The organism is Micromonospora sp. CA-111912 (genome assembly GCF_050948415.1).
Classification (GTDB): domain Bacteria; phylum Actinomycetota; class Actinomycetes; order Mycobacteriales; family Micromonosporaceae; genus Micromonospora.
The window spans coordinates 3,351,291-3,368,779 of sequence record NZ_CP192007.1 but is presented as its reverse complement, the minus strand read 5'-3'; the positions used below and the strand labels follow the sequence as shown (position 1 = coordinate 3,368,779).

Here is a 17,489-nt window from a genome sequence, read left to right as displayed (position 1 = left end):
CCACCGGTCGCCGCTCCCCGGCGGCGACCCGGATGCCGGCGGGCTCCTCGAAACAGAAGAATCGGCAAGGATCAATCCGTAGGTCATTGACAGCCGTGGTCGGCAGAGCTGAGAGTAGGTGGCATGGGAGAGCGCTCTCCCGCTCCGGACCCCGATCGCTGATCCGTCGGTCCCACCACCACCTCCCAGGGAGTGCCGATGCTTCGGACCTCTGACCCGCCGCTCGCCCCTCCGTCCCGCGCCGGCCGCAGCCGACGCCTCGCCGCCCTCGGCACCGCGCTGCTCACCCTCCTCGGCGCGTACCTGGCGGTCGCGGCGCCACCCGCCGACGCCGCCGACACGCTGCTGTCCCGGGGACGGCCGGTCACCGCCTCGTCGACCGAGTCCGTGGCGTTCCCCGCCTCGGCCGCCGTCGACGGCGACGCCGGCACCCGCTGGTCCAGCGGGTTCACCGATCCGCAGTGGCTCCAGGTCGACCTCGGCGTCTCCGCCGCCCTCACCCGGGTGGTGCTGCGCTGGGAGGCCGCGTACGCCCGCGCGTTCACCGTCGAGACCTCGCCCACCGGCACAGGCGCCTGGACGACGATCCACACCACCACGGCCGGCACGGGCGGCACCCAGGACCTCGCGGTCGCCGGCGCGGGTCGCTTCGTGCGGATCACCACCACCCAGCGCGCCACCGGGTACGGCGTGTCGCTGTGGGAGTTCGAGGTCCACGGCAGCACCGGCCCGACCACCCCGCCGACCACCACTGCGCCGCCCGGCGGCGCGGCGCTGCTGTCGTACGCCAAGCCGGCGGTCGCGTCGACCAGCCAGAACGACGGCGCGTGCTTCGGCTGCACGCCGGACAAGGCGTTCGACAACGACCCGGCGAGCCGCTGGGCGACCAGCCCCACCACCGGCTGGGTCGACCCGGGCTGGATCTACGTCGACCTCGGCGCCACCGCGACCGTGACCCAGGTCGTGTTGCAGTGGGATCCCGCGTACGCCCGGTCGTACCAGATCCAGGTCTCGCCGAACGCGTCGACCTGGACCACCGTCCACTCGACCAGCACCGGGCAGGGCCTCAGGGAGACCATCGACGTGACCGGCACCGGCCGGTACGTGCGGATGTACGGCACCGTCCGCAGCGGCCAGTACGGCTACTCGCTGTGGGAGTTCAAGGTGTACGGCACGGGCGGCAACCCCACCCCGCCGCCGGCGATGCCCGCCGATCCCACGTTTCCGGCCACCCGGCTCGTGTTCGCCGACGAGTTCAACGGCGCCGCCGGCAGCAAGCCCGACCCGGCCAGGTGGACGATCGACCCGGGCACCGGCCAGAACAACGAGGTCCAGTACTACACGAACAACGCCAACGCCAACATGGACGGCGCCGGCTCGCTCGTCATCGAGGCCCGGCGGGAGACCGTCGGCGGCCGCGAGTACACCTCGCACCGGATGAACACCGGCAACAGATTCCACGTGCAGTACGGCCGGATCGAGGCCCGCATCCGGGTGCCGAAGGGCAACGGCCTCTGGCCGGCGTTCTGGATGATGGGCGCCGACTTCCTCGGCGGGCGGCCGTGGCCGTACAACGGGGAGATCGACATCATGGAGGTCCTCGGCCGCAACACCCAGGAGGCCTACTCGACCCTGCACGCACCGGCCTACAACGGTGGCGGCGGGTACGGCCAGAAGTACCCGGCGCCGGGCGGGATGGACCTGTCCGCCGGCTTCCACGTCTGGTCCGCCGAGTGGGACAGCCGCGGCATCACCTTCAAGATCGACGGGCAGACGGTCTTCACCGCCAGCAAGGCCACGGTCGAGTCGACCCGCGGGCCGTGGGTCTTCGACCACCCGTTCTACCTGATCCTCAACCTCGCCGTCGGCGGCGACTTCCCCGGACCGGTCGACGGCACCACCCCGTTTCCGGCGCGGATGCTCGTCGACTACGTCCGCGTGTACCAGTAAGCCCAGGCCCGAGAGGAAGTCCCCATGTCCCTGACACCGACTCGCGGGCCGCTACGGACCGCCGCGCTCGCCGTGGCGCTCGCCGCGCTGCTCGGCGGCTATCTGGTCGCCACCGCCATCCGGGCCGACGCGGCCGACCCCCTGCTCTCGCAGGGGCGACCGGCCACGGCATCCTCCACCGAGAACGGCGGCACGCCCGCCGCCAACGCCGTCGACGGCAACAACGGCACCCGCTGGGGCAGCGCCTTCAGCGATCCCCAGTGGTTGCGGATCGACCTCGGCGCCACCGCGACCGTCAGCCGGGTGGTGCTGCGCTGGGAGGCCGCGTACGCACGCGCCTTCACGGTACAGACCTCCGCCGACGGCAACGCCTGGACGACCGTCTACAGCACCACGACCGGACCGGGCGGCACGCAGGACCTCGCCGTCTCCGGCAGCGGCCGGTACGTCCGGGTCAACGCGACCCAGCGGGCCACCCAGTACGGCGTGTCGCTCTGGGAGTTCCAGGTCTACGGCGTCGGCGGTTCGACGCCACCGCCGACGACGCCTCCCGGCGGCCCGATCGTGCGGGTCTCCGAGTTCCTCGCCGACTGCCCGTTCAGCCACCGCTTGCCGGACGACCCGATCGTCTTCCCGGGCCTGCCCGGAGCCTCGCACATGCACAGCTTCTTCGGCAGCGAGGTGACGAACGCGCACACCACCGTGAACGACCTGATCAACGCCAGGAGCAACTGCAGCCCCTCGGTGGACACCTCGTCCTACTGGATCCCGACGCTCTACGTCGACAACCAGCCCGTCGAACCGTCGATCGCCACCTTCTACTACCTCGGCGAGGGCGTCCGCCCCGACGTGACCGCGCGGATCCAGCCGCTGCCGCTGGGCCTGCGCATCGTCGCCGGCAACGCCAAGGCGACCGCGCCGGAGCAGAGCATCGCCCGCTGGTCCTGCCTGCACCACGGCGAGGTGAGCCCGTCGAAGAACTTCGTCGCCTGCCCGGCCGGCAGCATGCTCGAGTCGTACCTGGACTTCCCGCAGTGCTGGGACGGTGTGAACCTCGACTCGGCGAACCACCAGAGCCACCTGGCGTACCCGGTCAACAACGACTGCCCGTCCACCCACCCGGTGCCCGTGCCGAAGCTGCGCCAGGTGATCCGATACCCGGCGAACGGTGACCCGGCCCGCTTCCGGCTCGCCTCCGGCGCCGGCTTCACCATGCACGGCGACTTCTTCAACGCCTGGCCGGTGGCGGAGATGGAGCGCCGGGTGCGTGACTGCATCCGTCCGGTCGTCAAGTGCGGCGTCAACGGCACCCCATGACGACCGCCGCTTCCCCTCGCCGGCCCCGCAACGGGCCGGCGAGGGCCCCCGTCCTCCTCGTCGGGCTCCTGCTCGTCGCCGGGCCGTCGGCGACCGGTTGCGTCGCCGAGCCGCCCACCGGTGTGCCGACCCCCGCCGCCACCGCGACGTTCGGTGGCACCGACGCGGCGTGGATCCAGCTGATGATCCCGATGAACGAACAGGCGCTCGCGGCGCTCGACCTGGTGCCGGGGCGCAGCGCCGACGAGGGGGTCCGCGAGGTGGCCGGGCGGATCGCGGCGGGCCGACGCGCGGAGTTGGACGACCTACGGCGGCTGCGCGGCAGGGCCGGGCTTCCGGCGGTCAACGAGCACGAGGGGCACGACCTGCCCGGGATGGTGATTCCCGCCGATCTCGTCGCGCTGCGCTCCCTGCGCGGCCCGGCGTTCGACAGCGCCATCGGGCAGACCCTGCGCGAGCACGTGGAGCAGGGCGCACGGCTCGCCGATGCCGAGCGGACCAACGGCTCCGACGCGCAGACCCGGGGGCTCGCCGAGCGCGTGGGCAGGACCCGCGCCACCGAACTCGGCTGGCTCACGGACGCCCACGAGGGGTAGCGCGACCGCGCCGGTGGCGGGCGGGAGTCATGCTGGAGGGGTGATCCGCTTTCTGCTCAACGTGTTGTGGCTGGTCTTCGGCGGCGGTCTCGTCCTCGCCGTCGGATACGGCATCGCCGCCCTGATCTGCTTCGTCCTGGTCGTCACCATCCCGTTCGGGGTCGCCTCACTGCGGCTGGCCAGCTACTCGCTGTGGCCCTTCGGTCGCACCCTCGTGCCCAAGCCCGGCGCCGGCGCCCCCTCCGGCCTGGCCAACCTCCTCTGGGTGGTGCTGGCCGGCTGGTGGCTGGCGCTGTCCCACGTCCTCGCCGGCGTCGCGCTCTGCGTCACGATCGTCGGAATCCCGTTCGGCATCGCGAACCTCAAGCTCGTGCCCGCCGCGTTCTGGCCCCTCGGGCGCGAGGTCGTCGACGCGCCGTAGGCCGCCCAGGAAGTTGGGCCACCGCCGGCCCTCGACGGTCCCCCGTTGGTGGCTTCGTGCCATTTGGGGGCGAAAACGGCGGAGGATGGGCATGCGGGCGATTCAGCCGCAGGCCGACCGCCGTCCGCGCGACGCTGCGAGGGGGCGGGTGGAGATGGCCACGTACGAGTACCGATGCCCACAGGACGGCAACTTCGACACCACGCTGCCGATCGGCACCGCCGGCACCGCCGCGCGCTGCCCACGGTGCGGGTGCCCCGCCGCCCGGGTCTTCTCGGCGCCCCGGCTCGCCCGCACGCCGGCTGCCCTGCGGCACGCGATCGACCGGGCGGAGCGCAGCGCGGAGACGCCGGACGTCGTGACGCGCGTCCCGGGCCGGCAACCGGTCCGGCGGTCGCCGAACCCGGCCCACGCCCGCCTGCCCCGCTGGTGACCGGCCCACACCGGCCCGTTCCACCAGCCCCGACCGAAAGGCAGCACGACATGCCCGAACTACTGTTCCCGCTCGACTCCGCCAAACGGTTCACCGACCAGGAGAAGATCGGCCACAACAGGTGGCACCCGGACATCCCACCCGTGGCCACCGTCCGGCCCGGCCAGACGTTCCGCGTCGACTGCCGGGAGTGGTTCGACGGGGCGATCCACAACGACGACTCGGCCGAGGACATCCGGGACGCCCCGCTGACCAGGGTCCACGCCCTCAGCGGCCCCTTCGCCGTGCAGGGCGCCGAACCCGGCGACCTGCTCATCGTCGACATCCTCGACCTCGGGCCCATCCCGCAGGAGGACTCCGGACCGCTCGCCGGCCAGGGCTGGGGATACACCGGCGTGTTCCCCACCGGCAACGGCGGCAGTTTCCTCACCGAGCAGTTCCCCGACGCCTACAAGGCCATCTGGGACTTCACCGGCCGGCGGGCCACCTCCCGGCACATCCCCGGGGTCGAGTTCACCGGGATCACCCATCCCGGGCTGATGGGCACCGCCCCGTCCGCGGGGATGCTGGCCACCTGGAACCGACGCGAGGGCGCGCTGCGGGCCACCGACCCGGATCGGGTGCCGCCCCTGTCCCTGCCGCCCGAACCCCAGGACGCGATCCTCGGCACGCTCACCGGCGCCGACTTCGACCGGGTGGCGGCGGAGGCGGCGCGTACCGCCCCGCCCCGGGAGAACGGCGGGAACCAGGACATCAAGAACTTCACCGCGGGCACCCGGGTCTTCTACCCGGTCTACGTGCCCGGCGCGAACCTGTCCGTGGGGGACCTGCACTTCTCCCAGGGCGACGGGGAGATCACCTTCTGCGGCGCGATCGAGATGGGCGGCTACATCGACCTGCACGTCGACCTGATCAAGAACGGCATGCAGACGTACGGCGTCGCCGAGAACGCCATCTTCCTGCCGGGGAACACGCCACCGCAGTTCAGCCAGTGGCTGGCCTTCTCCGGACTGTCCGTCACCCTCGACGGCGAGCAGCGGTACCTCGACTCGCAGTTGGCCTACCAACGCGCGTGCCTGCACGCCATCGACTACCTGACCCGCTTCGGTTACCAGCCCGAGCAGGCGTACCTCCTGCTCGGCGCGGCGCCGATCGAGGGCCGGTTCTCCGGGGTGGTGGACATCCCCAACTCCTGCGCGACGGTCTACCTGCCCACCGAGATCTTCAACTTCGACGTACGCCCGTCCGCCGGCGGCCCGACCAGGATCGACCCTGGCCCGGGCGCCCCGAAGGCCAGCATGTCCTGACCGTACGGCTGCGGGCCCCCGTCGCGCACGGCCGGGCCCCGGCTCGCGCGTCGAAGGTCGGCTGTGGACCGGGAGTGCCTCACTTTCCCTTGCTCTGGCGGCCCGCGCCCCTCGCCCTGGCCATCCCCAGGACGAGCAGGGCCAGCGCCGCGACCGCCACCCCCACGGCCGCGGACCTGGCACCGCCGCGGTCGGCACGGTCGTGGGTGTCGGCGGCCCGGGGGGCGGCCGGCGTCGGGTCGGTCCGGGGCCGGGTGGGGGCCGGCGTCGGGGTCAGCCCGTAGCGCAGGATCGTGGGCCGCGTGCCGGGCGGCTGGCCCGCGGTCTCGGAGACGGTGAGCAGGGACCGGCCGTCACGGCTGTAGGTGACCGACTCCCCCTGCGGCTCGTCGGGCAGCGGGACGACCCGCGGCGTGCCGGTGGTCAGGGCGGCGACCACGTCGCCACCGGAGACGTCGAACTCGAACGCGTCGGCATAGGTGCGCAGGACCACCCGACGCCCGTCCGGCGCGGTCGCGCCTCCGGTGACCACCGCCCGACCGAGGAAGGAGAACGGGTTGCGGGTCCTGGTGGACGGCAGCCGCACCTGCCCCACCCGGGTCAGCGGCACCGTCGCGCCCGACCGCAGCGCCGCGGCCGGGCGGTACAGGCCGGCGTCGCCGCCCTGCTTGGTCACGATCAGCGGACGCCCGTCACCGGCGACCAGGATGGCCTCCGCGTCGTGCGGACCGTCCGGGTAGGCCAGGCGGTACAGCACCGGACGTTTCCCGCCGGGCCGAAGCCGCCACAGGGCGACCGTCCGGCGGGAGCGGTCGTTGTCGCCGACGTCGGCCACCCAGACCGTGCCGTCCGCGCCGACGCCCAGGTCCTCGGTGTCCCGGGGACGCGACGGGTAGCGCACCGTCCGCACCACCGCGCAGTCGGCGTCGAGGAAGAAGATCCGACGCCGGGCATCCTCGTCGGCGCCGTCGTTGACCACCACGAACCCGTCGCCGGTGGCGGCCATCCCGGAGATCTCGTTCAGCCGGCCGTCGCGGACCTGACACACCGGGGTGCCGGCGGCCGACGACAGCACGGTGGGCGGGCCCGCCGCCGCCACCGGGGCCACGCCGACGATGACCACGGCGGCCAGCGCGACTCCCGCCGTCACCCACCGCCACCCGACCGGCCCGCGCAGCCGCATGCCCATCAACCGTCCGCCCGTGTGTCCGTCCACCGTGCAGGGTGTGACCGCGTCCCGTGAGCCGGGGACGATCCCGCCGGCCCCGCCCCGATGCCCTGTTCGGCCGCGACTCTAGTCGATGTCCGGGGCCAGGCGTCCCGGCTCGGTGACGGAGGCTCGGGCGGGAATCGGTCGACGGCCGGTCCCGGGACCGGCCGGCCGACGCGACTGTCCGGTTGCCGACCGCCAGTTGCCGCCGCCCCCCGTACGGTGACCGCGAAGACCCGCGGGTGACTCGCCGGAGAGCAGGAGCACGATGGCCCGGACCACGTCCACGCACACCCCGACGGCCGAGATCGAGGACGATCTGGTCCGGCTGGCCGTCCGGGCCGTGGCCCCCGCCGAGGAGCCGCTGCTGGCGTTCCTCGCGCCCGCCTACCGGCGCCGCCCCGAGCACTGGCGCCGCGACCCGGCCCGGCTCGTGCGGGTGGGCGGCGGCGAGGCCGGCGGCGGGGGCTTCGAGTGGAACATCGAGCCGCTCCTGCCGTACCTGCTGGTGTTGACCGGCATCGGCGTGGAGGCGCTGCGCGACGGGCTGCGGGAGCATGCCACGGAGGCGGTCCGCGGCGGCCTGCGCGGCCTCGGCCGGCGCTGGCGGGCCCGCCGGTCCCCCGCCGGCCTCCCGCCGGCCGGCGCCGTGCGGCTGGGGCCCGGCCAGCTGCTGCGCATCGAGGAGGCGGTCACCGCCGCCGCCCGGGACCCGCGCTGGGAGCTGACCGAGGACCAGGTCGCGGTGCTGCGCGACGCGGTGCGGGACGCGTTCGCCCAACGCTTCGGCGACGCCGCCCCGGATGTCGACGGCAACTGAGGGCCGCGGGGCGGGCGAGGAAGCGCCGCCGCTGCCCTCCACCACCCTCGGCCGGTTCGTCGCCGCGGTGACGGCGGTCGTGGGCACGAGCATGTTCGGCTGGCTGACCGTCCTGGTCGACGCCGACGCCACCCGCGCCCGCGGGGAGTGCCTGAGCGGGCTCCCGCCGCCGATCGACGTGCGCACCGGGACGGTGGACGAGGAGGCCATGGCGGCGATGCAGCGCTGCCTGGGCACCCTGCACGGGGATCTGTTGCGGCAGATGCTCATCGGGCTGGCCGCGCTCGCGGCGGTGACCGCCGTCGTCTACCTCGCCGCGCCCTGGTGCGAGTGCCGGCTGCGCGGCCTGCGCCGCCTCGAGAGGACCCCCGGCACCGAGGCGCTGCGGTCCGACCTGGCCGGGCTGGTCCGGGAGGCGGGGCTGCGCCGCCCGCCGACGTTCGTGGTGTCCCGGTCGGCGCGGATCAGCGGCAACACCTTCGGCGCGGGGCCCGTCCGGTACGTCCGGCTGGACCTGGGGCTGGTGCACGCCCACCGCACGGCGCCGCACCTGTTCCGGGCCGTCGTCCTGCACGAGTTGGCCCACGTGCGCAACGCCGACGTCCACCTCACCCGGCTGACCATCGCCCAGGCGTGGGCGTTCCCGCTCGCCGTGCTCATCCCGGTCGCGGTCAACTACGTCGGATCGGTTCCCGCCCGGCACCTGCTCGGCGACGCCTGGCGGCTGGCCGCGTTCGCGCTGATCGTGCAGGTGTCGGCCTGGTCGGTGCTGCGCGCCCGGGAGTTCGCCGCCGACGCCCGGCTCACCGGCGACGACATCGGGGCCGTCCGGGCGCTGCTCGCCGCCGACCGCAGGCGGGCCGGCCGGTGGGCCCGGTGGGGCGCGGCCTTCCGGTTCCACCCGCTGGCCCGGGCCCGCGCGGACGCCCTGGACCGTCCCGGGCGCCGGTACGCCGCCCGCCCGGTGGAGGCGCTCGGCACCGGGCTGGCCGCCGGCATCGCCGCGCCGCCGCTGGTGGAACTGATGACCAACCTGCCGCGCACACTGCCCGGCCCGGAGCCGTTGACGGGCGGCGCCTTCGCCGCCGGCGTGCTGCTCGGCGCGCCGCTCGCGCTGGTCACCACCGGCGCGCTGTGGCGGTCCGCCTGGTGGGCGCGGCGCACCGGCGCACCGGCGGCCTCGGGCGGGCTGTTCGGCGCGGCGCTGGCCTGCGGCCTGCTCGCCGGTCGGCGGCTGGCCTGGTCCGCAGCGTACACCGACGACCGGCGGGCCTGGTGGGTCGAGGTGATCCTGGGTCTGCTGTGGATCGCCGGCGGCGCCCTGCTCGGCCGGTGGGTGGCCGACGGCGCGCGGGCGCACCTGCGGCGCATCGCGCCGTCGGACGCGTCCCGCACCCGGCTGGCCTGGGCCGGTGCCGCGCTGGCCACCACGGCGGTCAGCGCCGGCTACGTGGCGGCTCTGCTCGTGCTGGATGCCTGGTCCACCGACGGCGAGTTCAGCATGTGGCGCCTCGTCGCCGCGCGCGAGGGCCACCCGGACACCCTCACCCCGCTGGTCCTGCTCGACCTGCTCGGCTTCTTCTTCCGCATCGTCGCCGCCCAGGCGCCGTACCTGCTCGTCCTGCCGCTGGCCGCGGCGCTGTTCCCGGTCCTGGCCACCCGCCACGCCACCCGGCGGGCGGTGCGCCTGGGCCTCGTCGGCGGGGCCGTCGGCGCCCTGGTGCTGCCGCTGGTGCCCCTCGCTGTCGGCGCCGCCGCACGCGATCCCGGCCTCACCACGGACACCGCCGCGGTCCTGGTCAACAGCCACACCCTGCTGCCGGTCACGTTCGTCGAGCTGACCGTCGCCGTCGCGGCGGTGTCCACCCGGCGCCTGTCGCTGCCGCACGCCCTGCTGGCCGCCCTCACGGCGGGGCTGCTGCTGGTCCCGGCCATCCTGGCCGCCGGCACGGTGCTGTCCTGCGTGGCCGGCACCACGGAACGCTGCGTTCCCGCCGCAGACGGAGTCGACGCCGTCCGCGCCCTCACCCACGCCCTCGTCGTCGCCCCGGTGGCGGCGGTGCTCGCCGCCGCGCTCGGGGCGGCCGTGGCGGCGGGGCTGGCCGCCGCCGGGCGGCACCGGCGGTGGGTGGTGGCCGCGGTCGCCGTGCTGCTCGCGTCCGCCGGCACGGTCGCGGTGGCCCATGGTCGGCCGGCCCCGGCCGCGCCCGCCGCCCGCGACCCCTGCCTGGTCGGGGTCTGGCGGCTCGCCGCCGGCCGCTACCACTTCCCCGTCGAGGCCGGCTCGCGGCTCGGCAAGCTGGCCGGCCTAACCGGCGACGCCAGCGTCGACCTGGTCAGCGGGCCGGACACCGGCTACGCCACCGCGTACCGGGCCGACGGCAGCGCGACCGACCTGTACGACCTCTTCGTCGCCGAGGGCACGCTGAACGGGCACGCGGTGCGCAGCGTCCACCGGGGAGTGGTGACCTACCGCTGGGCGGCCGAAGCCGGGCTCTACACCCAGCGCGACTCCGTCACCTCCGGCAACGTGGTGCTGCTGCGCGTCGGCGACCGCGAGGTGGACGTGACGACCGCCGTCCCGGACACGAACGGCTCGTACCGGTGCGCCGGCGACCAGCTCGTGGTCCGCCAGGACAACGACGACGGGTCGTGGGGCGAGCAGACCTTCGTCCGCAGCCAGGCCTGACGGCCGCGACCCGGACCGCGCGCCGGCGGCGGTGGGGGTGCCCCGTGCGACGGGGGCGGGGCGGCTGTGAGACTCGTCCGGGCGCGCGGTCGGCCCGCGCGGGAGGGAGGCACGACATGGGGCACGACGTACGGCAGGCCGCGGCGCTGCTGGGCCGGGCGCACCGGGTGGTGGTGTTCACCGGCGCGGGCATCTCGGCCGAGAGCGGTGTGCCGACCTTCCGCGACGCCCTCACCGGGCTGTGGGAACGGTTCGACGCGCAGGAGCTTGCCACGGCAGAGGCGTTCCGCGACGACCCCGCGCTGGTGTGGGGCTGGTACGAGTGGCGACGCGACAGCGTCCGGGCGGCCCGGCCGAACGCGGGGCACCTGGCGGTGGCCGCGATCGAGGCGCGCGTCCCGAACACCGTCCTGATCACCCAGAACGTCGACGACCTGCATGAACGCGCGGGTTCGGCCGCGCCGCTGCACCTGCACGGCAGCCTGTTCGCGCCGCGCTGCTCGGCCTGCGCCCGGCCGGCGCCGCTGCCGGACGCGGCGTCGGACGAGCCGACGCACGGCCGGCGGGTGCCACCGCCCGGATGCCGGGGCTGCGCGGCGCCGGTCCGGCCGGGCGTGGTGTGGTTCGGCGAGGCGTTGCCGGAGACGGCGCTGGCCGCCGCGGTCGACGCCGCGTCCTCCTGCGACCTGCTGGTGACGGTGGGCACCTCCGGCCTGGTCTACCCCGCCGCCGAGGTCCCCCAGGTCGCGGCCCGCCTCGGCACCCCGGTGATCCAGGTCAACCCGCATCGGACGCCGCTGGATCCGGTCTGCGCCGTGAACCTGCGCGGGCCGGCCGCCCTGGTCCTCCCCGCCCTGGTCGAGGCGGCGTGGGGCGGCGCCGGGCAGGGGTGAGGGACACCGGCGGCGCCGAGGTGCGGGCCCGGCCGGCGTCGCCGGCCGGGCCCGTGGCCGTCGGCCGGGTTACGGGTTCGTGGTCAGGTAGACCACCTGGTTGCCGGCGTTGGCTGTGCCGCCGGCGTTGTTGATGACCCGGTTGATGGTGCCGACCCCACCGAGCGACACGGTGACCATGTTGGTGAACCGGACGTTCGGATTGGTGGGGGCCTCGATGGCCCGGTCGGCGACGACCGAGGGGTCGACGTTGAAGTAGCAGTAGCTGCCCAGCCCCCACGCCTGGTGGCTGGTGACCCCGTTGGCCACCTTGTACGCGGCGTACCCGCGGGACGCGCCGTTCATCCAGGTGCCCTGGTTCGGCGGGTCGTAGGGCATCTCGTTCTGGTAGAAGTAGGTGCGCCCGCCGTTGCCGTTCCAGACGGTCTGGTACTTCTGGTAGTGCTCGACGAACAGCCCGTACATGGTGACGTCGTCGCCGTTGACGGTGAGGCCGGTGTCGGCGGTGTTCGCCGCCCAGCCCACCCCGTCGCCGTGGTCGGCCCGCCACAGCCACATGTGGTCGCCGATGACGTTGTCGCTGTTGACGGTCAGCGTGGTGGTGGCCCGGCCGACGCCCGGCCCGCCGATGCGGAAGAAGACGTCGTGCAGCGAGGTCGGGTTGGCGGCGTGGCCGGCCGTCGAGCCGGCCGGGCCGACCTCCATCAGCACCGGCGAGTTCACCGTGCCGGCCTCGAACATCACGCCGGCCACCTTCACCCCGTCCACGTCGGCGACCCGCATGGCGGCCGTGCCGTTGTCGGGCTGGATGGTGGCCAGGCCGAGGCCGAGGACGACGGTGTTGGCGCGGTTGATCTGGATCGGCTCGCTGACGTGGTGCACGCCGGGGGTGAACAGCAGGTGCCGACCCTGGGCGAGCGCCGCGTTGATGGTGGCCGCGCTGCTGCCCGGGCGGACGACGTAGAACTCGCTGAGCGACAGCGACGAGCCGGCCGGGGTCTTGCCGTACCAGCTGGTGCCCACCGAGTTGGCGCGCAGGGCCGGCACGAAGACCCGGTACTCGCCGGTGCCGTCGACGTACAGGAAGGGCTTCTCCCGCACCTGAGGGGTCTGCGCGATGACGGTGTGCGACGGGTTGGGGAAGCTCGGCGGCGGGGCGCCGGTGACGCCCTGGAACACCATGTTCCACACCGAGCCGGTCCAGGCGCCGAACTCGCTGTTGCGCGAGTACCACTGCTGCTGCGAGCCGGAGACGACCGTGCCGTCGATCTTCGTGTCGGCCATCAGCCCGCCGCTGGACCAGCCGTCGCCGCCGTTCCAGAGCTGGATCTGGTTCTGCGCGCCGCGCAGGTGCATCCGGCGGTAGGGGGCCGCCTGCGACACCGCCCAGCGTTCGACGCTGGTGCCCGCCGGCAGGGTCACCGACAGGTTCTCGGCCGCGCGCCAGAAGTTCTGGGTGGCGTTGCCGCCCATCCAGAACGCCTCGGCCCGGACGTGGCCGTTGAGGTTGACGTCGTCGGGGCTCATGCCGAGGCCGGCGACCTGGGTGAAGAAGCCGAGGTTGACGTCGGCGGTGTAGGTGCCCGGCTTGAACAGCACGGCGTACCGCTGGGGGCCGAACTGGTTGGTCTCCTGCTGGGTGAACAGGGTGTTCAGCCGGCTCTGGATGGTGGCGGTCGGCGTGCTCGGGTCGAACACGAAGGTGTTCGGGCCGAGGTTCGGGTTGCGCGGGTCGGTCGGCTCGACCGGCGGGGTGTCGGTCCCGGTCACGTTCACCTCCAGCTCCCAGAGTGAGTAGCCGTAGCCGGTGGCCCGGGCGGTGCCGTACACCCGCAGGTAGCGGCCGGTCGCGGCGAGATCGAGGGATTGGACGCCGCCGGAGCCGGTGGTGGTGCTCCAGGCGGTGCTCCACGCGCTGCCGTCGGCCGAGGTCTGGACCTGGAACGCCCGGGCGTGGGCGGCCTCCCAGCGCAGGACGACCCGGCAGATCGACCGGCTGGCGCCGAGGTCGACCTGGAGCCACTGGGGATCGGCCGCGAGGCTGGCCCACCGGGTGCCGGTGTTGCCGTCGACGGCCGCCGACGCGGGCGTGCCGGCGCCCTCGACGGACGAGGCGGTCACCGGGCGGCCCTGGGCGGCGTTGGCGCTGCCGCAGGTGGGCGTCGGGCCACCGGTCTCGCCGTACACCTGGAACTCCCAGAGCGAGTAGCCGTAGCCGGTGGCCCGCGCGGTGCCGTGCATCCGCACGTACCGGCCGGCCCCGGTGACGGTCAGGTTCTGGGTGCCGCCGGTGCCGGTGGTGGTGCTGGCGACGGTGGTCCACGCGCTGCCGTCGTCGGAGGTCTGGATCTGGAACGCCCGGGCGTAGGCGCCCTCCCAGACCAGGGTCACCTGGCTGATGGTGGCGCGGGCGCCCAGGTCGACCTGGAGCCACTGGGGATCGCTGAACGCACTCGCCCAGCGGGTGCCGGTGTTGCCGTCGACGGCCGCCGACGCGGGCGTGCCGGCGTTCTCGGTGGACGACGCGGTCGCCGGCCGGCCCTGCGAGAGCAGCACCGGAGCCGCCTGGGCCGGCGACCCACCGGTCGGTGCCAGCGCCGCGACGAGCGCGAGCACCAGCCCGACGAGGGTACGCCGCCGGGCGGGGCGAGGGCCCGGTGCCGGACGTACGGATGGGACGCGAGATGTCATGACTCCGCCTGTCGATAGAGGGCTGCGGACGCCGGGCGCGACGGGGGACGACGAGAGGACCGTGGCGCCGCGGAGGGTGCCGCCGGGGCGGCACGCGATGGGAGAGCGCTCTCGGAGAGTGTTACGGCGAGATCGCATCCCCGTCAAGACATCGATCACCAACAGTGCCGATCGATGCGACTTCCGCCCTCTCGGGACACCCCGCTCTTGACGAATCCGCCGGTTGAGACTTTAATGACGGCATTAATTAAGCGTTGACGAATTGCCGGCGGGAGGCCGAGGCGTCACCGGGAGACGTTGACGCCACCGCCCGCCGACCCGCTCAGGCGCTGCGGCGCACCACTAGGACGGGGTCGTGGATGACCGACGCGACGCGCAGCTGCGGCTCCTCGATGCGGGCCAGCAGCAGCCGGGTCGCCTCGGCTGCCATGACCTCCAGCGGGTGCCGGACGGTGGTCAGCGGCGGCTGGGCGGCCTGCGCGGCGCTGCTGTCGTCGAAGCCCACCACCGCGACGTCGTCGGGCACCCGACGGCCCGCCTCGTGCAGGGCGACCAGGGCGCCCTGCGCCATCAGGTCGTTGGCGACGAAGACGCCGTCGAGGTCGGGGTGGGCGGCCAGCAGGCGACGCATGGCGGCCTCGCCGCTCTCCCGGGTGAAGTTGCCCGCCTCGGACGGCGACCACGCGTACCCACGGCGGGCCATCGCCTGCCGGAAACCGGCCACCCGGTCCTGGCTGGCCGGCACGTGCTCGGGACCGGCGATCAGCCCGACGCGCCGACAACCCCGGGCGAGCAGGCGCTCGACGGCCAGCGCCGCGCCCGCCTCGTTGGCCACGTCGACGTAGCTGATCGGGGCGGGGCGGGCGGGGCGGCCCACCATCACCGCGGCGATCCCCGCCTCGACCAGCAGGCCGGGCAGCGCGTCGTCGGGGTGCAGCGACAGCAGCACCACGCCGTCGGCCTGCCCCTGGCGCAGGTCCCCGACCAGCCGGACGCGCGCCGGCGGGGTGCCCACCAGGTGCAGGCCGAGTTGCACGCCCACCGGGCGCAGGACGCTCAGTACGCCGCCGAGGACCCGGCCGAAGAACGGGTCGGCGAAGAGCCGGCCCAGGAACGGGTCGTCGTCGTGCTCCTCGCTGTCGGACACGACCAGCGCGACCGTCCCGGCCCGCCGGGTGACCAGGGAACGCGCGGCGCGGTTCGGCACGTACCCGGTCGCGTCCACCGCCGCCCAGACCGCGGTGTGCAGGTCCGGGTCGACGTTGCGCACCCCGTTGACGACGCGCGACACCGTGGCCCGGGACACCCCGGCCACCCGGGCGACGTCCTCCAGGGTGGGCAGCCGGCTCCGGGCCGCGCCGCGCTCCCCCGCCGACCCCGGGACACGCTCCCCCGGGCGGGACAGGTTGCCCGTCTGGGGCGACTCCGCCATCCGGAAGTTATAGCATGCGCGCCGGAAAGCGCTCTCTGAGCTGCGGCGCGGGCCCGACTCTCCGCGCTGCGGACGACGTGGACCCGGGCAGCCCGCCGCGTTCGCCACTTGACAGTAGGTGACCGTCGGGGAAAGACTGGGAAGCTCTGGGAGAGCGCTCTCCCAGGCTCGAACTGCGGGAAGTGGTGATCGGATGCGAACGCTCGCGGCCGCGCGGACCTCCGCCGGACAGCCCTCCGTCGACCTACGGTTCCCCGCCGGCTTCCAGTGGGGCGCGGCCACCGCGGCGTACCAGATCGAGGGGGCCGTGCGCGCCGACGGTCGGCTCCCCTCGATCTGGGACACCTTCGCCGCCACCCCGGGCCGGATCGCCGGCGGCCACACCGGTGAGCACGCCAGCGACCACTTCCACCGGCACCGCGAGGACGTGGCGCTGATGGCCGAGCTGGGCCTGTCGGCGTACCGCTTCTCGGTGGCCTGGCCCCGGGTGCGCGCCGCCGGCGGCGGGGTCAACGCCGCCGGCCTGGCCTTCTACGACCGGCTCGTGGACGACCTGCTGGCCGCCGGCATCAGCCCGGCGGCCACCCTGTACCACTGGGACCTGCCGCAGGAACTGGAGGACGCCGGTGGCTGGGCGACGCGCGACACCGCCGCCCGGTACGGGGAGTACGTCGCCGCCGTCGCCACGGGCCTGGGCGACCGGGTCCGGCTGTGGAACACCCTCAACGAGCCGTGGTGCTCGGCCTTCCTCGGGTACGGCAGCGGGGTGCACGCCCCGGGGCGGCGCGACCCGCGCGCCGCGCTGCGCGCCGCGCACCACCTGCTGCTGGCCCACGGGCACGGGGTCGCCGCGCTGCGCGCCGCCGGCGTCACCGGCCAGGTCTCGGTGGCGCTCAACGTCGGCACGGTGCGGCCCGTCAGTGACGCGCCCGCCGACCGCGACGCCGCGCGGCGCATCGACGGGCTGCTCAACCGGATCTTCCTCGACCCGCTGCTGCGCGGGGCCTACCCGGCGGACGTGCTCGCCGACACCGCGGCCCTGAGCGACTGGTCGTTCGTGCGCGAAGGCGACCTCAGCCTGATCGCCGCGCCGCTGGACGCGCTGTGCGTCAACTACTACCAGCCCGACCTCGTCGGTGCCGGCCCGGACGGCCACCACGACGCCGACACCCCGTACCCGGGCGCCGAGGGCGTCGCGTTCCATCCGGTGCCCGGGCCGGTCACGGCGATGGGCTGGTCCGTCGCCCCCGGCGGGCTGCGCGACATGCTGCTGCGGGTCACCCGGGACTACGGCGCGCGGCCGCTGTACGTCACCGAGAACGGCGCGGCCTACCCGGACGAGGTCGACGCCGACGGCCGGGTACGCGACCCGGAACGCACCGACTACCTGCACCAGCACCTGGCCGCCGCGCACGAGGCGCTGACCGCCGGCGCGGACCTGCGCGGCTTCTTCGTCTGGTCGCTGCTCGACAACTTCGAGTGGGCCCTCGGCTACGACAAACGGTTCGGCCTGATCCACGTCGACTACGCCACCCAGCGTCGGACCATCAAGGACAGCGCCCACTGGTACGGCCGGACGATCGCCGCGAACGGCGTCGACCGCCCCCGCTGAGGGCCACCGCCCGCGCACCCGACCGGGCGCGACACGCAGCCGACGCGGCCCCGGGGTTTTCCGGGGCCGCGTCGTCGCCACCGCAGGCGCGGCGGTACCGCGCCGGTGGGTCACGGAC

Annotated in this window: 13 protein-coding genes; 10 read left to right on the top strand and 3 right to left on the bottom strand. The window is 74.5% G+C overall.

Translation table 11 applies throughout. The annotated features are described in order from the left end of the window. Positions 1 to 198: 198 nt before the first annotated feature. The 6 genes from ACQPZO_RS13830 to fmdA all read left to right on the top strand — a co-directional run bounded on the left by ACQPZO_RS13830 (position 199) and on the right by fmdA (position 6,024). Complete coding sequence (locus ACQPZO_RS13830; RefSeq protein ID WP_433350358.1) at positions 199 to 1,950, top strand: discoidin domain-containing protein; 1,752 nt, start codon at positions 199 to 201, stop codon at positions 1,948 to 1,950. A gap of 24 nt (positions 1,951 to 1,974) precedes the next feature. Further along, on the top strand, positions 1,975 to 3,267 hold the full coding sequence (locus tag ACQPZO_RS13825) for a DUF1996 domain-containing protein (protein ID WP_433350356.1): 1,293 nt from the start codon (positions 1,975 to 1,977) through the stop codon (positions 3,265 to 3,267). After that, positions 3,264 to 3,863 carry a DUF305 domain-containing protein gene (locus ACQPZO_RS13820; RefSeq protein WP_433350354.1) on the top strand — a complete coding sequence of 200 codons (600 nt, stop codon included), beginning with the start codon at positions 3,264 to 3,266 and terminating at the stop codon, positions 3,861 to 3,863. Before ACQPZO_RS13825 ends, ACQPZO_RS13820 begins: the two co-directional genes overlap by 4 nt. 40 nt (positions 3,864 to 3,903) lie before the next feature. After that, entirely contained in the window at positions 3,904 to 4,284 is a 381-nt protein-coding gene (locus tag ACQPZO_RS13815; protein WP_433350352.1) for a YccF domain-containing protein, read from the top strand. Positions 4,285 to 4,375: 91 nt separating this feature from the next. Continuing rightward, positions 4,376 to 4,717: an FmdB family zinc ribbon protein gene (locus ACQPZO_RS13810; protein ID WP_433350350.1), complete on the top strand. Its 342-nt coding sequence runs from the start codon at positions 4,376 to 4,378 to the stop codon at positions 4,715 to 4,717. Positions 4,718 to 4,767: 50 nt separating this feature from the next. Then, positions 4,768 to 6,024: a formamidase gene (gene fmdA / locus ACQPZO_RS13805; RefSeq protein WP_433350348.1), complete on the top strand. Its 1,257-nt coding sequence runs from the start codon at positions 4,768 to 4,770 to the stop codon at positions 6,022 to 6,024. 79 nt (positions 6,025 to 6,103) lie between these two features. On the opposite strand, the gene ACQPZO_RS13800 is transcribed toward fmdA, so the two are convergent. Further along, a complete protein-coding gene (locus ACQPZO_RS13800; RefSeq protein WP_433350347.1) occupies positions 6,104 to 7,240 on the bottom strand; it encodes a hypothetical protein in 1,137 nt (378 codons plus the stop codon). Between the two features lie 262 nt (positions 7,241 to 7,502). Between ACQPZO_RS13800 and ACQPZO_RS13795 the strand changes: the two genes are divergently transcribed. The 3 genes from ACQPZO_RS13795 to ACQPZO_RS13785 all read left to right on the top strand — a co-directional run bounded on the left by ACQPZO_RS13795 (position 7,503) and on the right by ACQPZO_RS13785 (position 11,636). Continuing rightward, on the top strand, positions 7,503 to 8,054 hold the full coding sequence (locus ACQPZO_RS13795) for a hypothetical protein (protein WP_433350345.1): 552 nt from the start codon (positions 7,503 to 7,505) through the stop codon (positions 8,052 to 8,054). Then, on the top strand, positions 8,038 to 10,743 hold the full coding sequence (locus ACQPZO_RS13790) for a M48 family metalloprotease (RefSeq protein ID WP_433350343.1): 2,706 nt from the start codon (positions 8,038 to 8,040) through the stop codon (positions 10,741 to 10,743). Before ACQPZO_RS13795 ends, ACQPZO_RS13790 begins: the two co-directional genes overlap by 17 nt. A 116-nt stretch (positions 10,744 to 10,859) precedes the next feature. After that, entirely contained in the window at positions 10,860 to 11,636 is a 777-nt protein-coding gene (locus tag ACQPZO_RS13785) for an SIR2 family NAD-dependent protein deacylase (RefSeq protein ID WP_433350341.1), read from the top strand. A gap of 69 nt (positions 11,637 to 11,705) precedes the next feature. On the opposite strand, the gene ACQPZO_RS13780 is transcribed toward ACQPZO_RS13785, so the two are convergent. Both ACQPZO_RS13780 and ACQPZO_RS13775 read right to left on the bottom strand, forming a co-directional pair. Next, on the bottom strand, positions 11,706 to 14,327 hold the full coding sequence (locus ACQPZO_RS13780; protein ID WP_433350339.1) for a discoidin domain-containing protein: 2,622 nt from the start codon (positions 14,325 to 14,327) through the stop codon (positions 11,706 to 11,708). A 322-nt stretch (positions 14,328 to 14,649) separates the two neighbouring features. After that, the gene (locus tag ACQPZO_RS13775; RefSeq protein ID WP_433350337.1) at positions 14,650 to 15,759 is read right to left on the bottom strand and encodes a LacI family DNA-binding transcriptional regulator; all 1,110 of its coding nucleotides are present in this window, start codon (positions 15,757 to 15,759) and stop codon (positions 14,650 to 14,652) included. A gap of 193 nt (positions 15,760 to 15,952) precedes the next feature. On the opposite strand from ACQPZO_RS13775, the gene ACQPZO_RS13770 reads away from it, so the two are divergent. Then, positions 15,953 to 17,371 (top strand): GH1 family beta-glucosidase, encoded by a 1,419-nt coding sequence (locus ACQPZO_RS13770; protein ID WP_433350335.1) that lies wholly within the window; start codon positions 15,953 to 15,955, stop codon positions 17,369 to 17,371. Positions 17,372 to 17,489: the final 118 nt, after the last annotated feature.